This is a genomic window from Streptomyces sp. NPDC043996, from assembly GCF_056435225.1.
This window is the reverse complement of record NZ_JBWKEY010000003.1, coordinates 316,378-332,306: the sequence shown is the minus strand read 5'-3', so window position 1 is coordinate 332,306 and position 15,929 is coordinate 316,378. Positions and strand designations below refer to the sequence as shown.

The following is a 15,929-nucleotide window of genomic DNA, read 5'->3' as shown; positions in this document are numbered from 1 at the left end:
GAAGGTTGAGAAGACGATCACGAGGCAGGACGTTCCGGGGTGCGGCGGTGTCAGGGAGCCAGCAGCAGGCTGTTCACGCGCTGCTTGGCGGCCTCGTAGCGCTTGGCCACGTCCTGCCAGTTGACGACCTGCCACATGGCCTCGATGAAGTCCACCTTCTGGTTCTTGTACTGCAGGTAGAAGGCGTGCTCCCAGGCGTCGAAGACCAGGATCGGCGTGGAGCCCTGGCCGACGTTGCCCTGGTGGTCGTAGACCTGCTCGACGATCAGGCGGCCGCTGAGCGGCTCGAAGGCGAGGACGCCCCAGCCCGAACCCTGCGTGGTCGCCGAGGCCTTGGTCAGCTGGGCCTTGAACTTGGCGAAGGAGCCGAAGGACTCGGTGATCGCGTCGGCGAGCTCGCCCACGCCGTCCGCGGCCAGCGGCTCGCCGCCGCCGCCGTCCTTCGGGCTGTTCATGTTGTGCCAGTAGATGCTGTGCAGGATGTGGCCGGAGAGGTGGAAGGCCAGGTTCTTCTCCAGGCCGTTGATGGCGCCCCACGTCTCCTTGTCGCGCGCCTCCTGCAGCTGCTCCAGGGTGTCGTTCGCACCCTTCACGTACGCGGCGTGGTGCTTGTCGTGGTGGAGCTCGATGATCTGCGGGTTGATCACCGGCTCGAGCGCCGCGTAGTCGTACGGAAGTTCCGGAAGCGTGTAAATGGCCATGCGTGAGCCCTCCGACAGTGCTCTGCGTGCCTGCCGCGCCGTGTTGCGCGGCGCCGCGGCGCACCTCTTATTGCGACCTATGTGCAAGTGCAGGCTAGCAGCAGCACCGTCGGGAAGTTGATCAGCCCTTCGTCCTAGGGCGCGGGTCCGATGGCGGGTGCGCGGGACGGCCGAAGGCCCGGTCCACGGAGGGTGGACCGGGCCTTCGGCCGTCAGGGTGCGCAGGTCAGGCGCGGGGTGCGGGCTCGCGGCTTTCCAGCGTCCGCTGCCGGACGTAGCCGATCACCATGAGGAGCACCGTCAGGCCGCCCGTGTAGTACAGCTGCGTACGGGTCTCCTCCTCGCGGGCCATCAGGACGAACACCGTGGCCATGCCCGCCAGGGCGACGTACGTCAGCCAGGGGTAGAACCACATCTTCACGACCAGCGTCTCGGGGGCCTCGCGCTCCAGCTTCTTGCGCAGCCGCAGCTGGGCGGTGGCGATGAAGAACCAGACGACGAGGATGATCGCGCCGATGGTGTTGAGCAGCCACTGGAAGATGTCGTCGGGCCGCCAGTAGCTGAGCAACACGCACAGGAAGCCGAAGACCGACGAGGTCAGGACCGCGATCCGCGGCACCCCGCTCCACAGCCGGCCGAGCGCCTTGGGGCCCTGGCCGCGCTGGACCAGGGAGTTGGCCATGCGGGACGCGCCGTAGATGTTGGCGTTCATGGCGGAGAGCAGGGCGACGAGGATGACGACGTTCATGATCTGGCCCGCGCCGTCGATGCCGAGGTGGTCGAGCGTGGCGACGTAGGGGCCCTTGGTGGCGACCTCCTCGGAGGTCCAGGGAAGGAGCGTGACCACGACGGCCATGGAGCCGATGTAGAAGACCGCGATCCGCCACATCGCCGTGCGCACGGCCTTGGCCACGCCCTGGACGGGGTGCTCGGACTCGGCCGCCGCGATGGTGACGGTCTCCAGGCCGCCGTACGCGAAGACCGAGGCGAGCAGGCCCACGATGAGGCCGTCCACGCCGTTGGGCATGAAGCCGCCGTGCCCGGTGAGGTTGGCGGTGCCGGGCGCGTCGGTGTCCGGGAGCACGCCCAGGATCGCGAGCACGCAGATGACGAGGAAGAGGACGATCGCGGTGATCTTCAGGGCGGCGAACCAGAACTCGAACTCGCCGAAGTTCTTCACCGCCGCGAGGTTCGTGCCGCAGAACATCAGCATGAACAGGGCGACCCAGGCCCACTCGGGCACGCCGGGCACCCAGCCGTGCACGATCTGGGCGGCGCCGATTCCCTCCAGGCCGACGGCCACGCACAGCAGGAACCAGAAGGACCAGCCCGCCGTGAAGCCCGCCCAGGGGCCCATCGCCCGCTCGGCGTGCACGGAGAAGGAGCCGGACGCGGGGTTGGCCGCGGCCATCTCGCCCAGCATGCGCATGACGAGCATGACCAGGGCGCCGGAGAGCGTGTAGGCGAGGATGATCGAGGGACCCGCCGCGGCGATGGCCTTCCCGGAGCCCACGAAGAGCCCGGCGCCGATCACGCCGCCGAGGGCGATCATCGACAGATGACGCTGCTTGAGACCGTGCCCGAGGGGCGCGTCGGTCTGGGGTGGGGCGTCTTTCACGGACGTCTGAGACATGGGCGTCCCTGTTCGGTAGCGGGGGTGTGACGAGGGGGCGTGGGGACCACGCGGGAACCACAGGGGGAACCACCGGGGGAAGTGGCCCACAGTCTGAGCACTGGCACCGCTCACAGGGAACAGTTGACCGGTATACGGACACGACGCTCACACAAGGTGAAGACTTCTTCACATGGCGATCACATTCACGTCATCTGCCGGTGCTTCGGCGGCCGTGGCGTCCCGTCCGCGTCATGCGTTGTTCGTAGCGGAGTTACGTACGTTGTGAAGAGCCCGGTGCCGCACGCTACGTGCGCCGCGGGCGCCGCAGCCGCCACTCCCGCAGCCACGCCACCGCGATCACCGCCGCCGTGGCGCCCGAGGACCACAGCAGCTGCGGGCGCGCCGCGTCGTCCCGCAGCATCAGCGCGACCGCCACGCCCATCGCCGCGAGCGCCGCCCACGTCAGCCATGGGAAGCACCACATCCGCAGGGTCAGCCGCTCCGGCGCCTCGCGCTCGATGCGCCGCCTGAGCCGCAGCTGCGAAAGCGCGATCAGCGCCCACACGAAGAGCAGCGCCGCGCCGACGGAGTTGAGCAGATAGAGGAAGACGGACTCGGGCCACTTCAGATTGAGCAGCACCGAGACGAAGCCGAAGGCCACGGAGGCCAGCACCGCCCGCCGCGGCACCCCGCCGCGCGTCACCGCGAGCAGCGCCCTGGGGGCCTCGCCGCGCTCGGCGAGCGAGAAGACCATGCGCGAGGCGCCGTACAGATTGGCGTTCAGGGACGACAGGAGCGCCACGAACACCACGATGTTCATGAGCGTCCCGGCCGAAGGGACCCCGACCGAGTCGAGGACCGTCACATAGGGGCTGACGCCCGCCCGCTGCGCCGTCCACGGCAGCACCGTCACGATGACCAGCATCGAGCCGACGTAGAAGAAGAGGATGCGGAACACGGCGCTGCGCACCGCGCGGGCCACGGACCGCACCGGGTCGTCGGACTCGGCGGCCGCGATCGTCACGATCTCCAGGCCGCCGAAGGCGAAGAGGACCACGACCACACCGGAGACGACCCCGTCCCAGCCGTGCGGCAGGAAGCCGCCCTGGCCGGTGAGGTTGGTCAGGCCCACCGGGTCGGTGTCGGGGAGCACCCCGAAGACCGCGAGCAGCCCGAGGACCAGGAACGCCACGATCGCGAAGACCTTCAGGGCGGCGAACCAGAACTCGAACTCGCCGAAGTTCTTCACGGCCGTGAGGTTGGCGCCGGTGAAGAACACCATGAACAGGAGGACCCAGCCCCACTGCGGGACGCCCGGCGCCCAAGCGTGCGCGATCCGCGCCGCGCCCGTCGCCTCCACGGCGAGCACCACGACCAGCAGGAACCAGTACAGCCAGCCGACGGAGAACCCGGCCCACCGGCCGAGCGCCCGCTCGGCGTGCACCGAGAACGAACCGGACGCGGGCATCGCCGCGGACATCTCGCCGAGCATCCGCATCACGCACATCGCGAGCGCGCCCGCGATCAGATACGACAGGACGATGCCGGGCCCGGCCACCGCGATCCCGGCGCCCGAGCCGACGAACAGGCCCGCGCCGATGACCCCGCCGAGGCCGAGCATGGTCAGATGCCGCTGCTTGAGGCCGCCGCCGAGCGGCTCGGCCTCCTGGCGCAGCGGGTCAGCAGGGTCCGCGGGGCGCGCGGAGCGGCCGCCGTCGCCGGGGGCCGCGGTGGCGGGCGGCGGATGGTGCTGCATGGCGGCGTACTCTCGGGCTCTGAAGATTTAGCGGGTGTCCACAGTCTCTCCGGGCGAGGGTCCCGCGCGCAAAAGCGGGCCGACCTCAGTGACGAGCATCACCCCGCGGCGGTGAGTGGCACGGGCTTTTGTGTGGAGCCCACCAAGCGGTGCCGGGGGCCTTTGTGCTCAAGCTCTCCTGATGCGCCCGCCCCGCCTGGGATAGCGTCGCAGGGTCCCACCGCCGCACCCACCGGACGGAGTCCCATGACCACCGCTGCCGTCGCCCCTTCCTCCGGCCGCCCCGGCCAGGTCCTCGCCGACCTGATCCCGGCCTCGCGGCTGCGCGACGCCACCCTCGTGCTCGGCGGCGCCGCGCTCACCGGGATCGCCGCCCAGATCGCCGTGCCCGTGCCGGGCTCCCCGGTGCCGGTGACCGGGCAGACCTTCGCCGCGCTGCTCGTCGGCACCGCGCTCGGCGCCCGCCGCGGCTTCCTCTCGCTCGCGCTGTACGCCCTCGTGGGCATGGCGGGCGTGCCGTGGTTCGCCGAGGCCAAGTCCGGCTTCTCGATGCCTTCGCTCGGCTATGTCCTCGGCATGATGCTCGCCGCCGCGGTGGTGGGCTCCCTGGCCCGGCGCGGCGCCGACCGCAGCGTGGCGCGCACGGCCGGGACGATGGTGCTCGGCTCCGCGATCATCTACGCCGTCGGCGTGCCCTACCTGGCCGCCTCCACCGGCATGTCGCTGAGCGCGGCCGTCGCGGCGGGCCTGACGCCGTTCCTCATCGGGGACGCCCTCAAGGCGGCCCTCGCGATGGGCGCGCTTCCCCTGGCGTGGAAGTTCCTCAACGAGAAGCGCTGACTCCGCTGACACCGCCGCCGTCACCGACGGCGTAGCTCCGCCTGAAGAGGTTCGCCGGGTCGTACGTGGCCTTCAGCCCGGCGAGCCTCTTTCGCGTTTGTGCGTCGTACAGGCCCTCGGGGCGGTCGCCGCTCGCGAACGTGAAGTTCAGGGACCGGCCGACGGTCTGCCCGGCCACGGCGCCGAACGCGTCCCCGTAGAACGCCCGCAGACGCGCGCGGTCCGTGCCCTCCAGCGGCGAAAGGAGCCGCAGCAGCCAGCCCGCCTCGCGGTGGGGCACGGCGTTGTCCGCGCCGCCCACGGGACGGGTGAGCGCCCCGCCCAGGTGGTTGAGCTGCACGACGTGCATGTGGTCCGCGGCGGGCCCGGTGAGGTCCAGGATCCGCGCGACGGCGCCGGTGTCGAGGCCGCTCAGCATCCGGTTCTCGCCGTAGTAGGCGTGCGGGAAGTCCGGGTCGCTGTGGATGGTGTGGCTCTCGGTGTACGGCAGCTCGCGCAGCGAGTCCGACATGGCGGGCCCGATCGCCCGCAGCGGCGCCACCAAGCGCTCGCCCTCCGCCGCCGAGCCGGTGTAGGCGACGCGCACCGTGATCAGATAGCGGCCCCGCAGGTGCGGCGGGAGCTGGGGGACGTCCGGGTAGACGAGGGCGGCCACCGACGAGGTCAGCGCGTCGGGCACGGTCGCGGTCCAGGAGGCGTACGCGTCGAGGACCGCCGCCGGGTCGACCGCGCGGCCGTCGAAGGCCAGGGCGCCGCCGTACAGCCGCGTCACCGGCACCAGGCCGACCTCCAGGGCGGTCACCGCGCCGAGGGTCGCGCCGCCGCCGAGCAGCCCCCAGAACAGCTCGGGGTCGCTGTCGGCGCTCACGTGCCGCGGCTCGCCGTCCGCGGTCACCACGTCCACCGCGCGCACGTGGTCGGCCGTGTAGCCGAACTCGCGCGCCAGGATGCCGAGTCCGCCGCCGAGGGTGTACGAGACGGCGCCCACGCCCGGCGCCGAGCCGTTCAGCGGGGCGAGCCCGTGCGCCGCGGCGGCCGCCACGACCTGGCCCCAGCGGACTCCGGCCCCGATCCGAGCGGTGCGGGCCCGCGCGTCGATCTCCACGGAGTCCATGCGGCGGGTGGAGATCAGCACGCCGCCCGCGGCCGCGTCCGGCAGCCCGTGCCCGGTGGCCTGGACGCCGACGGGCAGGCCCGCCGCGGCGGCGTACCGCACGGCGGCCACGACGTCGTCGGCGCCGGCCGCGGCGACCACGAGGTCCGGCCGCTGGGCGAAGCCCGTCTGGAACCCGGCCAGCTCCTCGTCGTAGCCCTCGTCACCGGGCCGGAAGGCGCGTCGCTGAGCGGTGAGGTGGCTGAGTTCGCCGAGTTCGCTGAGTGTCACGGGGGTGCCTCCGTCGTGCGCGTAACCGCTGATCTTGCTGACGGAGCCCACTGTGCCTCCATAACCTGACAACCGCCGTCAAGTTTTTCCGGCCGACGAACACCCCCGCAAACGACCCCGCCCACCGGCCCCGGAAGGGCGGGTGGGCGGAGTTCCGTGGGAACCGACCGGCGGCGAGGGGGCCGGAGGTCAGCTCTCGGTGACGCGCGGCCGCAGCCGCTCGCGCACCAGGGCGATGCCGAGGACCAGGCCGCCGACGAGCAGCGAGAGCACCATCTGCTTGCGCCCGGCGTCGTCGTACAGCATGTAGACGATCACGAACGAGATCATGCCGATGGTGACCCAGGTCAGATACGGGAACAGCCACATCTTCACGACGAGCTTCTCCGGCTGCTCGCGCAGGATGATGCCGCGCATCTTCAGCTGCGTGAAGCAGATGACGAGCCACACGAACAGGGCGACCGCGCCGGACGAGTTCAGGAGGAACTCGAAGACCTTGTCGGGCGAGAGGTAGTTGAACCACACGGCGACGAAGCCGAAGACGACCGAGCTGAGGATCGCGATGCGCGGCACGCCGCTGGTGGTGGTGCGGGTGAACGCCTTCGGGGCGTCGCCGCGCTCGCCGAGCGAGAAGGCCATGCGCGAGGCGGTGTACAGACCGGAGTTGAGGCAGGAGAGGACCGCCGTCAGGATGATCACGTCCATGACGGTGCCCGCGTTCGGGATGCCGATGGAGTTCAGCGCGGCGACGTAGGAGCCGTCCTTGACGATCGACTTGTCGTTCCACGGAAGCAGCGTGACGACGACGAAGATCGAGCCGAGGTAGAAGACGCCGATGCGCCAGATGACGCTGTTGGTGGCCTTGGTGACCGCGCGCTGCGGGTCCTCCGACTCACCGGCGGCGAGCGTGACGATCTCCGAGCCCATGAAGGAGAAGACGACCATCAGGACACCGGTGAGGATCGCGCCCGCGCCGTTGGGCATGAACCCGCCCGCGTCGGTGAGGTGCGCGAAGCCGGAGCCCGGGTTGTCCGAGCCAGGCAGGAGGCCGAACACGGCGAGCAGGCCCACGACGACGAACCCGCCGATCGCCACGACCTTGATGCCCGCGAACCAGAACTCGAACTCGCCGTAGGAGCCGACCGAGACGAGGTTGGTGGCGGTGAGCACCACCATCACGATGAGCGCCCAGCCCCACTGCGGGACCCCCGGCATCCACCCGTTCAGGATGTCGGCGCCCGCGGTCGCCTCGACGGCGAGCACCACGACCCAGAAGAACCAGTACAGCCAGCCGATGGTGAATCCGGCCCAGCGCCCGAGCGCCTGGTCGGCGTAGGCCGAGAAGGACCCGGAGGCCGGTCGCGCCACGGCCATCTCGCCCAGCATGCGCATCACGAACACGACCATGGCGCCCACGAGGGCGTACGACACGAGGATCGCGGGGCCCGCGGCCTTGATGCCCGCGGAGGACCCGACGAACAGACCCGCACCGATGACACCGCCGATCGCGATCATCGACAGATGGCGGTTCTTGAGACCGGCCTTCAGGCCGTCGCCGTCACCGTTGCCGCCGCCTGGCTGTGAATTGCCGGGTCCTTCGCGGGTGCTGTCTTCCTTCGCAAGGGACGGTTGCGACGTCATAAGCAGATCCTTTGGTTCACGGGCACGAGCCCCCGCATTAAAAGCGCAGGGGCGTACCGGACGAAAGGCCCGTCTCCGGATCGTTGCATTCGACGAAATCCTCAGTGAACGAGCGATTACGTACGATGACCGGCCACGGCATTGGCCTGAACCAATCGGCGGCCGCGGCGGGTGCGGCGGGACCCCCGGCCCTCGCCCCGTCCCGCACATGCCACACTCGGACCCATGCGCGTGTACCTCGGCTCCGATCATGCCGGTTACGAACTCAAGAACCACCTCGTCGAATGGCTCACGGCCCACGGCCACGAGCCCGTCGACTGCGGGCCCCACATCTACGACGCCCAGGACGACTACCCGCCCTTCTGCCTCCGCGCCGCGGAGAAGACGGCCGCGGACCCCGACGCCCTCGGCATCGTCATCGGCGGCTCCGGCAACGGCGAGCAGATCGCCGCGAACAAGGTGAAGGGCGTGCGGGCGGCTCTCGCCTGGAGCGAGCAGACGGCGGCGCTCGGGCGCGAGCACAACGACGCGAACGTGATCTCCATCGGGGGGCGGATGCACTCCACGGAGGAGGCCACGAAGTTCGTCGAGATCTTCCTGGCGACGCCGTACTCCGGCGAGGAGCGGCACACCCGGCGCATCGAGATGCTCGCGCGCTACGAAGCCACGGGCGAGCTGCCGCCGATCCCGGCCCACCACCCGCAGCCCTGACCCTCGCGGGGCGCCCCAGACCCGCCCCTTCCCGAACTGGGGCTCCGCCCCAGACCCCGCTCCTCAAACGCCGGAGGGGCTAGAACCTGCCGGTGGTTCCAGCCCGTCCGGCGTTTGAGGACGAGGCGCGAAGCGCCGATTGCGCCCCGTAATCGAGGAGGACCACCGTGCCGGAGGGGCACACCATCCACCGGCTGGCCGCCGACCACCGGGCCCGGTTCAAGGGGCACCCCGTGCGCGCCACCAGCCCCCAGGGCAAGTTCTCCGACAGCGCCGCCCTCGTCACCGGCCAGCCCCTGGCCACCGCGGAAGCACACGGCAAGCACCTCTTCCTCGGCTTCGCCGAGACCGGCTGGGTGCACATCCACCTGGGCCTGTTCGGCAAGTACACCTGGGGTGAGACGCCCGCCCCGCCCCCGACGGACACGGTCCGCCTGCGCCTCGCGAGCACCGGGCACTACTGCGATCTGCGCGGCCCGACGACCTGCGCGCTGATCACGGACGGCGAGAAGCAGGCGATACACGAGCGCCTGGGCCCGGACCCGCTGCGCCCGGTCCAGGAGGGCGGGACGAACGACCCGGAGCGCGCCTGGCGCCGCGTCTCCCGCAGCCGTACGACGATCGCGGCCCTGCTCCTGGACCAGAAGGTCATCGCGGGCGTCGGCAACGTCTACCGCGCGGAGGTCCTCTTCCGCCACGGAATCGACCCGTACACGCCCGGCAAGGACCTCACGCGCGGCCAGTGGACCGCGATCTGGGCCGATCTGGTGGAGCTGATGCGCGAGGGCGTGCGGCACAACCGCATCGACACCGTGCGCCCGGAGCACACTCCGGAGGCGATGGGCCGCCCGCCGCGCGTGGACGACCACGGCGGCGAGGTCTACGTGTACCGCAGGGCCCGCATGGCCTGCCACATCTGTGGCGGCGAGATCCGCACCGCCGATCTCGCCGCCCGCAATCTCTTCTGGTGTCCCGAGTGCCAGCGGGGGAGCGCCCCCGGCTAGAACCCGTGGGGCAGCCAGGGCGCGACCGGTGCTCCGAACGCCAGGCTCGCCTCCGCGAGCGCGCCCGGGCGCAGCTCCCGCACCCGGCCCGCCCGCGCCAGCTCCGCGAGCGTGACGCCGCCCAGATAGGCCGCGCCCAGCTCGCGCACGGACAGGGCGAGGTCGGCGGGCGCCTCGTCGTCGGCGCGCTTGCAGGACGCGCCCTTCGGGTCGCCCGTCAGCCGCCAGCGCCCCTCGTTCCAGGGACAGAAGGCGTCCTCGACGTCCAGGACCACGTCCACCGGCGTCTGGTACGCGCGTGCCTCCAGGGCCTGACCCACCTCCACCAGGCGTACGTACAGGGAGTCCCGCACGCTGACGGAACAGCGCCGCACGTCCGAGACGAGCTGGAGCAGCGGGTCGTCCACCGGGCGGCTGTGCACGGTGACCTTCGAGGTCAGGTCCACGTCGAACAGGAACCGCCACAGCGCGGCGTACGCGGCCGGGTCCAGGGCCTCCACGGCCCGCACCCGCACCTCGCCGTTGTGGCCCTGCCAGTCCCACTCGGGCTTGACCGCGAAGAGCGCGTACCCGACGGTCTCGCCCGCGCGCTCCGCGAGGACGCACTGCAGCGGCGACGCGCCGTGCCGGTCGGGCTCGGGGTCGAGCACGGCGAGCCGCTCCCAGCCCGGCTGCCGGGCGAGCATCCCCGGCCGTCCCGGCACCACGCGCGCGTACACCTCCTCGCAGGCCGGAAGGGCCTCGGCGGGGTCCGCGTACCGCAGCCGCACGGCGTCCGCGCCCTCGGGCACCTCGACGCGCACCCGGGTCGTGTCGATCTCCGCCTTGAGCTGCCGCGTCGCCGCGCCGTACCCGAACCGGCCGTAGATCGCCGGCTCGGACGCTGTCAGGACCGCGAGGGCCTCGCCGCGTTCGCGCAGGTCGTCGAGTTGCCGCCGCATCATCGAGGTGAGCAGGCCGCGGCGCCGGTGCGTGGCCGCCACGCTCACCATCGTCACGCCCGCCGCGTCCACCACGGCCCCGCCCGGCACGGAGAGCCGGAAGCTGAAGGCGCTCGTCGTACCCACGCAGGCCTCGCCGTCCCACAGGCCAAGGGAGCGGTCGTACTCAAGGAGCGAGAGCCACAGCGCACGCTCCTCGGGGGCCTCGGCGACCCCGCCGAAGGCCACGTCAAGCGTTCCGTACCAGCGCTCCCCGTCGCTCTGGTCCAACTCCCGCAAGTCTGCTGTCATATGCCATGCCTACCAGGGCTCCTGGGGCGCGGCGAATCGTTTTCCGCGTACCGGAACGCGCGTGTGGACGCTGGGAGCGGAGATACGGGCGAGGTGCCCCTGAAGGGGGACAAGAGGTACCTCCCGTGCGAAGCGCCTGGCCCGGTGGATAGGGTCCACGAGCAATGGCGGTACGACGAGACAGGCGCGAGCGGCGCGCACCGCGCGAGCGGCGCGCCGCAGCCGAGACGTTCCCGGCCCGGATGAAGAAGCAGCTGCACCGGGCCCGCATAGGGCTGCGCAAATCCGGTGTCGACTACTTCCGGGGCGACGGTTCCGACTGGGTGGCGCTCGCCGCCCTGCTCCTCACCGTGCCGCTGATCACGGTGTGCACGATCGTCAACCCCGTGTGGTTCTCCCCGGCCGCGCTCGTCCTGCCGATCGTCGCGGGCGGGCTGCTCCTGCGGCCCTCCAGCCTGCTCGGCCTGTACGCGGCCTCGGCGACCGCCCTCATCGTGGAGTCCGCGCGGCTCGGCCCCTACACCGAGGGCCCCGCCCGGGTCACGCCGGGCACCGTCCTCACCGTCGCGGCCTGCGGCTTCTTCGGCCTGCTCATCGCCCAGTTCCGCAGCCGGGTCGGGGTGCCCTGGCGGGGCGGCGGCACGATGCTCTTCGACCTGCGCGAGCGCATCCGCGTACAGAGCAAGCTCCCGAAGCTGCCACGCGGCTGGCACCGCGAGATGGCGCTGCGCCCGGCGGGCGGCCAGTCCTTCTCCGGCGACTTCGTCGTCGCCGCCCGCACGAACGGCGGCCGCACCCTGGAGGTCGTCCTCACGGACGTGTCCGGCAAGGGCATGGACGCGGGGTCGAGGGCCCTGCTCCTGTCCGGCGCGTTCGGCGGCCTCCTCGGCTCGCTCCCGCCCCACGCCTTCCTGCCCGCCGCCAACGGCTACCTCCTCCGCCAGGACTGGGACGAGGGCTTCGCCACCTCCATCCACCTCGTCCTCGACCTGGAGACCGGCGACTACGAACTCCTCTCCGCCGGGCACCTGCCCGCCCTCCAGCTGAGCGCGGGCACAGGACGCTGGGAGGAGAAGGCCGCCGAGGGGCCCCTCCTGGGCGTGTACGACGGCGCCCAGTTCGACCCCGTCAAGGGCTCCCTGCGCCCCGGCGACGTCCTCATGCTGTTCACCGACGGCATCGTCGAGGCCGCCGACCGCGACATCGCCGAAGGCATCGACCGCCTCACCGGCGAGGCCGACCGCTATGTCTCCGGCGGCTTCCACGGGGCCGCCTGGCATCTCATCGAAGCGGTGGCCAAGGACGTCAACGACGACAGGGCGCTCCTCCTCCTCTGCCGCGACGCGTAGCCCTCGGGCCGGGCCGGGGATCAGGTCTCTCTGGGTGCCCCCCTTGTCGCGCTGGCGCGCTCGTCCTCAAACGCCGGACGGGCTGAAACCGGCAGGTTCTAGCCCGTCCGGCGATTGAGGACGAGGCGCGGAGCGCCGTTGCTTTGACGGGGGCAGGTGGGGGAAACCCCACCCCCGATTCGCCGGTGCACCTCATGTCCCGCGGCCCCCCGCGCTCCGTACGGTCGGTGCATCACGCAAGGACAACCGAAGGGGCACGCCATGGGGCTGCGGAAGAAGAAGCAGCAGCGGGAAGCAGGGGCGCGCCCCCAGGGCACCCCGGGTGACTGGGCGGTGGAGCTGAGCGGCGTCCGCCGCCAGTACGGCCGCGGCTCCGGCGCGGTACACGCGCTGCGCGGCGTCGACCTGGCCCTGCCCCGCGGCAGCTTCACCGCCGTGATGGGCCCCTCGGGCTCCGGCAAGTCCACGTTCCTGCAGTGTGCGGCGGGCCTGGACCGCCCCACGGCGGGCACGGTCCGCCTCGGCGGCACCGAGATCACCGGCATGAGCGAGAACAAGCTGACGGCCCTGCGCCGCACGCGCCTCGGCTTCGTCTTCCAGGCCTTCAACCTGCTGCCCTCCCTGACCGTCGAGCAGAACGTGGTCCTGCCGATGCGCCTGGCGGGCCACCGCCCCGACCGCCGCCGCGCGGCCGACGTCCTGGCCCGCGTGGGCCTCGGCGACAAGGGCGGACGCCGCCCCGGCCAGCTCTCCGGCGGCCAGCAGCAGCGCGTGGCCATCGCCCGCGCCCTGGTGACGCGGCCGGACGTGGTGTTCGCCGACGAGCCGACCGGCGCGCTCGACACGACGACGGCCGCGGAGATCCTGGCCCTGCTGCGCTCGGCCGTGGACGGCATGGGCGCCACCGTTGTGATGGTCACCCACGACCCGGCCGCGGCGGCGTACGCGGACCGCACGCTGTTCCTCGCGGACGGCCGAATCGTCGACCGCCTGGAGCGGGGCACGGCCGCGCTGATCGCCGACCGCATGACGGCGCTCACCGCGCCGAGGACCGCACCGGCGGCCGCGTACGCGGGAGCGGCCGCGGCATGAGCCTCGTACCCAACGGCCTCGCCCGCGCGGCCGTCCGCTTCAAGCCCGCCGCGTTCGTGGGCACGTTCGTGGCGCTGATGATGGCGTCGCTGATCGTGTCCGCGTGCGGCATCCTCCTGGAGACCGGCCTGCGCGCCTCCGTGCCGCCCGAGCGCTACGCGGGCGCGCCCGTCGTGGCCGCCGCTGACCAGCGGGCCCACTTCGGCAGCGGCGACAGCGCCTCAACGGAGCCGCTGCCCGACCGCGCCCGCCTGGACGGCTCGCTGGTCGCGAAGGCGGCCGCGGTGCCCGGCGCGCGGACGGCCGTCGCAGACGTCACCTTCCCCGTCAAGGACGGGGGCAAGGCGCTGACCGGGCACGGCTGGGGCGCCACCGCCTTCACCGGCGAGAAGCCGACGGCGGGCCGCGCGCCCGCCGCGGGCGAGGCCGTCCTGGCCGGGACGAAGGCCCGCGTCGGCGACCGCGTCACCCTCACCACGGCCGCGGGGACGCGCGAGGTCCGGGTCTCCGGCACGGTCGCGGGACCGCACGCGCCCACCGTCTGGTTCAGCGACGCCGAAGCGGTCCGCGCCTCCGGGCACCCCGGCCGGATCGACGCGATCGCGGTCCTGCCCGAGGACGGCGTCACGGCCGCGGCCCTGAAGCCGCGGGTGGCCAAGGCCCTCGGCGACCGGGCCGAGGTGTACGCGGGCAAGGACCGCGGCGGCGTGGAGGATCCCCAGCTCACCGAGGCCAAGGAGCTGCTCAGCGGCATCGGCGGGTCCTTCGGCGGCATCGCCGCGATGGTCGCCGTGTTCACGGCGGCGGGCACGGTCGCGCTGTCCGTGGGCCAGCGGGCCCGCGAGTTCGCGCTGCTGCGCGCGATCGGCACGACGCCGCGGCAGGTCCGCCGCACCATCGCCACCGAGACCCTGCTCGTCGCCCCGCTCGCGGGCGTCGTCGGCTGCCTGCCGGGCATCGCCCTGGCCAGCTGGTGGTTCGGGCAGCTCAAGGACAAGGGTGCGGTGCCGGCCGCCGTGGACCTCGCGGTCTCCTGGATTCCGCTGGTCACGGCCGCGGGCACGGCCGTCGTCACCGCGCTGGTCGCGGGGTACGCCGCCGCGCGCAGGCCCTCGCGCATCAAGCCGGGCCAGGCGCTGAGCGAGGCGTCCGTGGAGCGGCTGCGCCCTGGCTGGATCCGTACGCCGCTCGGCGTCGCCGCGCTCGTCGGCGGCATCGTCTGCGCCCGCCTCGCCGCCACCTCCACCGGCGACGACGCGGCGAACGCCGCCCTCGGCGTGGTCATGCTGTTCATGCTGGCGGTGGCGCTGCTCGGGCCGCTGGTGGCGCGCGCCTGCGCGGGGCTCTTCGGCCTGCCGCTGCGCGGCGCCGGTGCCGCCGCGTCCCTCGCGGCCGCCAACTCCCGTACGAACGCCCGCAGGCTGGCCTCCGCGATCACCCCCATCGTCCTCGCCATGGCCTTCGCCTCCACCCTGGTGTTCATGCACACCAGCGAGGAGAAGGTGGCCGCGGACCAGCAGCGGGACGGCATCACCGCCGACCACATCGTCACCTCGGACGCGGGCTTCGGCCCCGGCGCCGTGCGCGCCGCCGCCAGCGCCCCCGAAGTGACGTCGGCCGTCGGCCTGTTGAAGACCTCCGTCCTGCTGCCCGCGGGCTCCGGCGGGGACCGCTGGCTCCAGTCGGCGAGCGCGCAGGGCGTCACGGGCAGCGCCGCGGACCTGGCCAAGGTGCAGGACCTGAAGGTGCGGACCGGTGCGCTCACCCTCCGCGAGGGCGAGATCGCGGTGGACGCGAACCTCGCGAACTCCACGCACCTGAAGACCGGCGACCGCGTCGAGATGCGGCTGCCCGACGGCACGAAGGCGCGGCCCAAGGTCGCGGCGACGTACGCGCGCGGCCTCGGCCTGTCCGAGGTGACGCTGCCCGCCGCCGATGTGAAGCGGCACGTCACGTCCGCCCTGGACACGGAGATCTGGGCCAAGGGCGGCTCGGCGGCCGCGCTGAAGCCCCTCGGCACGGTCCACGACCGCGACGGCTACAGCAGTGCCCAGTCCCTGGACCGGGAGCTGAACGCCTGGGCGAACGGCGTGATGGCGGCCGTCCTCGGCGGCTTCGCGGCGATCGCCGCCGCCAACACCCTGGTGATGACGGTCCTGGACCGGCGCCGCGAGCTCGGCACGCTGCGCCTGATCGGCTCGACGCGCCGCCAGGTGATGCGGATGATCCGCTGGGAGGCGCTGCTCGTGACCGGTGCGGGCGTGGTCATCGGCACGGCCATCGCGCTCGCCACGCTGGTGCCGATGATGCGGGGCCTCACCGGGGAGTCGCCGTACATCCCGCCCCTGACGTACGCCGCCTTCGCGGGCTCGGCGGTCCTCCTCGGCCTGCTCGCGACGACGCTCCCGGCGCGGGCGGCGCTGGGGCCGAGGGCGGCCGCCTGACCCGGGGGCGGGCTGCCCCTCCTCTCCGCCGCTCCGCGGCGGGGCCGGTGAATGGGCGCCCCCGGGCTCCCCGCCCCCTTCTCCGCCGCTCCGCGGCAGGCTTTCCCGCCCGCCCGCCTCCACCCGGCAGCCGCCGCACCCCCACCGCTCCGCCGCTCCG

The 15,929-nt window shown here is 72.6% G+C and carries 12 protein-coding genes; 6 read left to right on the top strand and 6 right to left on the bottom strand.

Features of this window, described 5'->3' with window-relative positions; all coding sequences use genetic code 11:
* Window positions 1–50 precede the first annotated feature (50 nt).
* From AC07A4_RS08870 to AC07A4_RS08860, 3 genes are all read right to left on the bottom strand, one after another.
* Window positions 51–701 carry a superoxide dismutase gene (locus AC07A4_RS08870; protein WP_478594979.1) on the bottom strand — a complete coding sequence of 217 codons (651 nt, stop codon included), beginning with the start codon at window positions 699–701 and terminating at the stop codon, window positions 51–53.
* A gap of 226 nt (window positions 702–927) precedes the next feature.
* Window positions 928–2,334: an amino acid permease gene (locus AC07A4_RS08865; RefSeq protein WP_478594977.1), complete on the bottom strand. Its 1,407-nt coding sequence runs from the start codon at window positions 2,332–2,334 to the stop codon at window positions 928–930.
* A gap of 286 nt (window positions 2,335–2,620) precedes the next feature.
* Entirely contained in the window at window positions 2,621–4,072 is a 1,452-nt protein-coding gene (locus AC07A4_RS08860) for an amino acid permease (RefSeq protein ID WP_478594975.1), read from the bottom strand.
* Between the two features lie 246 nt (window positions 4,073–4,318).
* Here AC07A4_RS08860 and AC07A4_RS08855 point away from each other — a divergent pair, with 246 nt between their 5' ends.
* Window positions 4,319–4,912 carry a biotin transporter BioY gene (locus AC07A4_RS08855; protein ID WP_478594973.1) on the top strand — a complete coding sequence of 198 codons (594 nt, stop codon included), beginning with the start codon at window positions 4,319–4,321 and terminating at the stop codon, window positions 4,910–4,912.
* Here the strand turns inward: AC07A4_RS08855 and AC07A4_RS08850 are convergent.
* Together AC07A4_RS08850 and AC07A4_RS08845 are read right to left on the bottom strand one after the other, a co-directional pair.
* Window positions 4,896–6,209 (bottom strand): FAD-binding oxidoreductase, encoded by a 1,314-nt coding sequence (locus AC07A4_RS08850; protein WP_478595915.1) that lies wholly within the window; start codon window positions 6,207–6,209, stop codon window positions 4,896–4,898. The two genes, AC07A4_RS08855 and AC07A4_RS08850, sit on opposite strands and share 17 nt — an antisense overlap.
* A gap of 276 nt (window positions 6,210–6,485) precedes the next feature.
* Window positions 6,486–7,937: an amino acid permease gene (locus AC07A4_RS08845; protein ID WP_478594971.1), complete on the bottom strand. Its 1,452-nt coding sequence runs from the start codon at window positions 7,935–7,937 to the stop codon at window positions 6,486–6,488.
* Between the two features lie 225 nt (window positions 7,938–8,162).
* Here AC07A4_RS08845 and AC07A4_RS08840 point away from each other — a divergent pair, with 225 nt between their 5' ends.
* The gene (locus tag AC07A4_RS08840; RefSeq protein WP_478594968.1) at window positions 8,163–8,648 is read left to right on the top strand and encodes a ribose-5-phosphate isomerase; all 486 of its coding nucleotides are present in this window, start codon (window positions 8,163–8,165) and stop codon (window positions 8,646–8,648) included.
* A gap of 167 nt (window positions 8,649–8,815) precedes the next feature.
* A complete protein-coding gene (locus AC07A4_RS08835; protein ID WP_478594965.1) occupies window positions 8,816–9,652 on the top strand; it encodes an Fpg/Nei family DNA glycosylase in 837 nt (278 codons plus the stop codon).
* On the opposite strand, the gene AC07A4_RS08830 is transcribed toward AC07A4_RS08835, so the two are convergent.
* On the bottom strand, window positions 9,649–10,884 hold the full coding sequence (locus AC07A4_RS08830) for a GNAT family N-acetyltransferase (RefSeq protein ID WP_478594963.1): 1,236 nt from the start codon (window positions 10,882–10,884) through the stop codon (window positions 9,649–9,651). The two genes, AC07A4_RS08835 and AC07A4_RS08830, sit on opposite strands and share 4 nt — an antisense overlap.
* Before the next feature lie 164 nt (window positions 10,885–11,048).
* Here AC07A4_RS08830 and AC07A4_RS08825 point away from each other — a divergent pair, with 164 nt between their 5' ends.
* The 3 genes from AC07A4_RS08825 to AC07A4_RS08815 all read left to right on the top strand — a co-directional run bounded on the left by AC07A4_RS08825 (window position 11,049) and on the right by AC07A4_RS08815 (window position 15,769).
* Complete coding sequence (locus AC07A4_RS08825; protein ID WP_478594961.1) at window positions 11,049–12,233, top strand: PP2C family protein-serine/threonine phosphatase; 1,185 nt, start codon at window positions 11,049–11,051, stop codon at window positions 12,231–12,233.
* Window positions 12,234–12,494: 261 nt separating this feature from the next.
* Window positions 12,495–13,325: an ABC transporter ATP-binding protein gene (locus AC07A4_RS08820; protein WP_478594959.1), complete on the top strand. Its 831-nt coding sequence runs from the start codon at window positions 12,495–12,497 to the stop codon at window positions 13,323–13,325.
* Entirely contained in the window at window positions 13,322–15,769 is a 2,448-nt protein-coding gene (locus tag AC07A4_RS08815) for an FtsX-like permease family protein (RefSeq protein ID WP_478594956.1), read from the top strand. The genes AC07A4_RS08820 and AC07A4_RS08815 overlap by 4 nt, the downstream gene beginning before the upstream one ends.
* The last annotated feature ends 160 nt before the right edge of the window (window positions 15,770–15,929 follow it).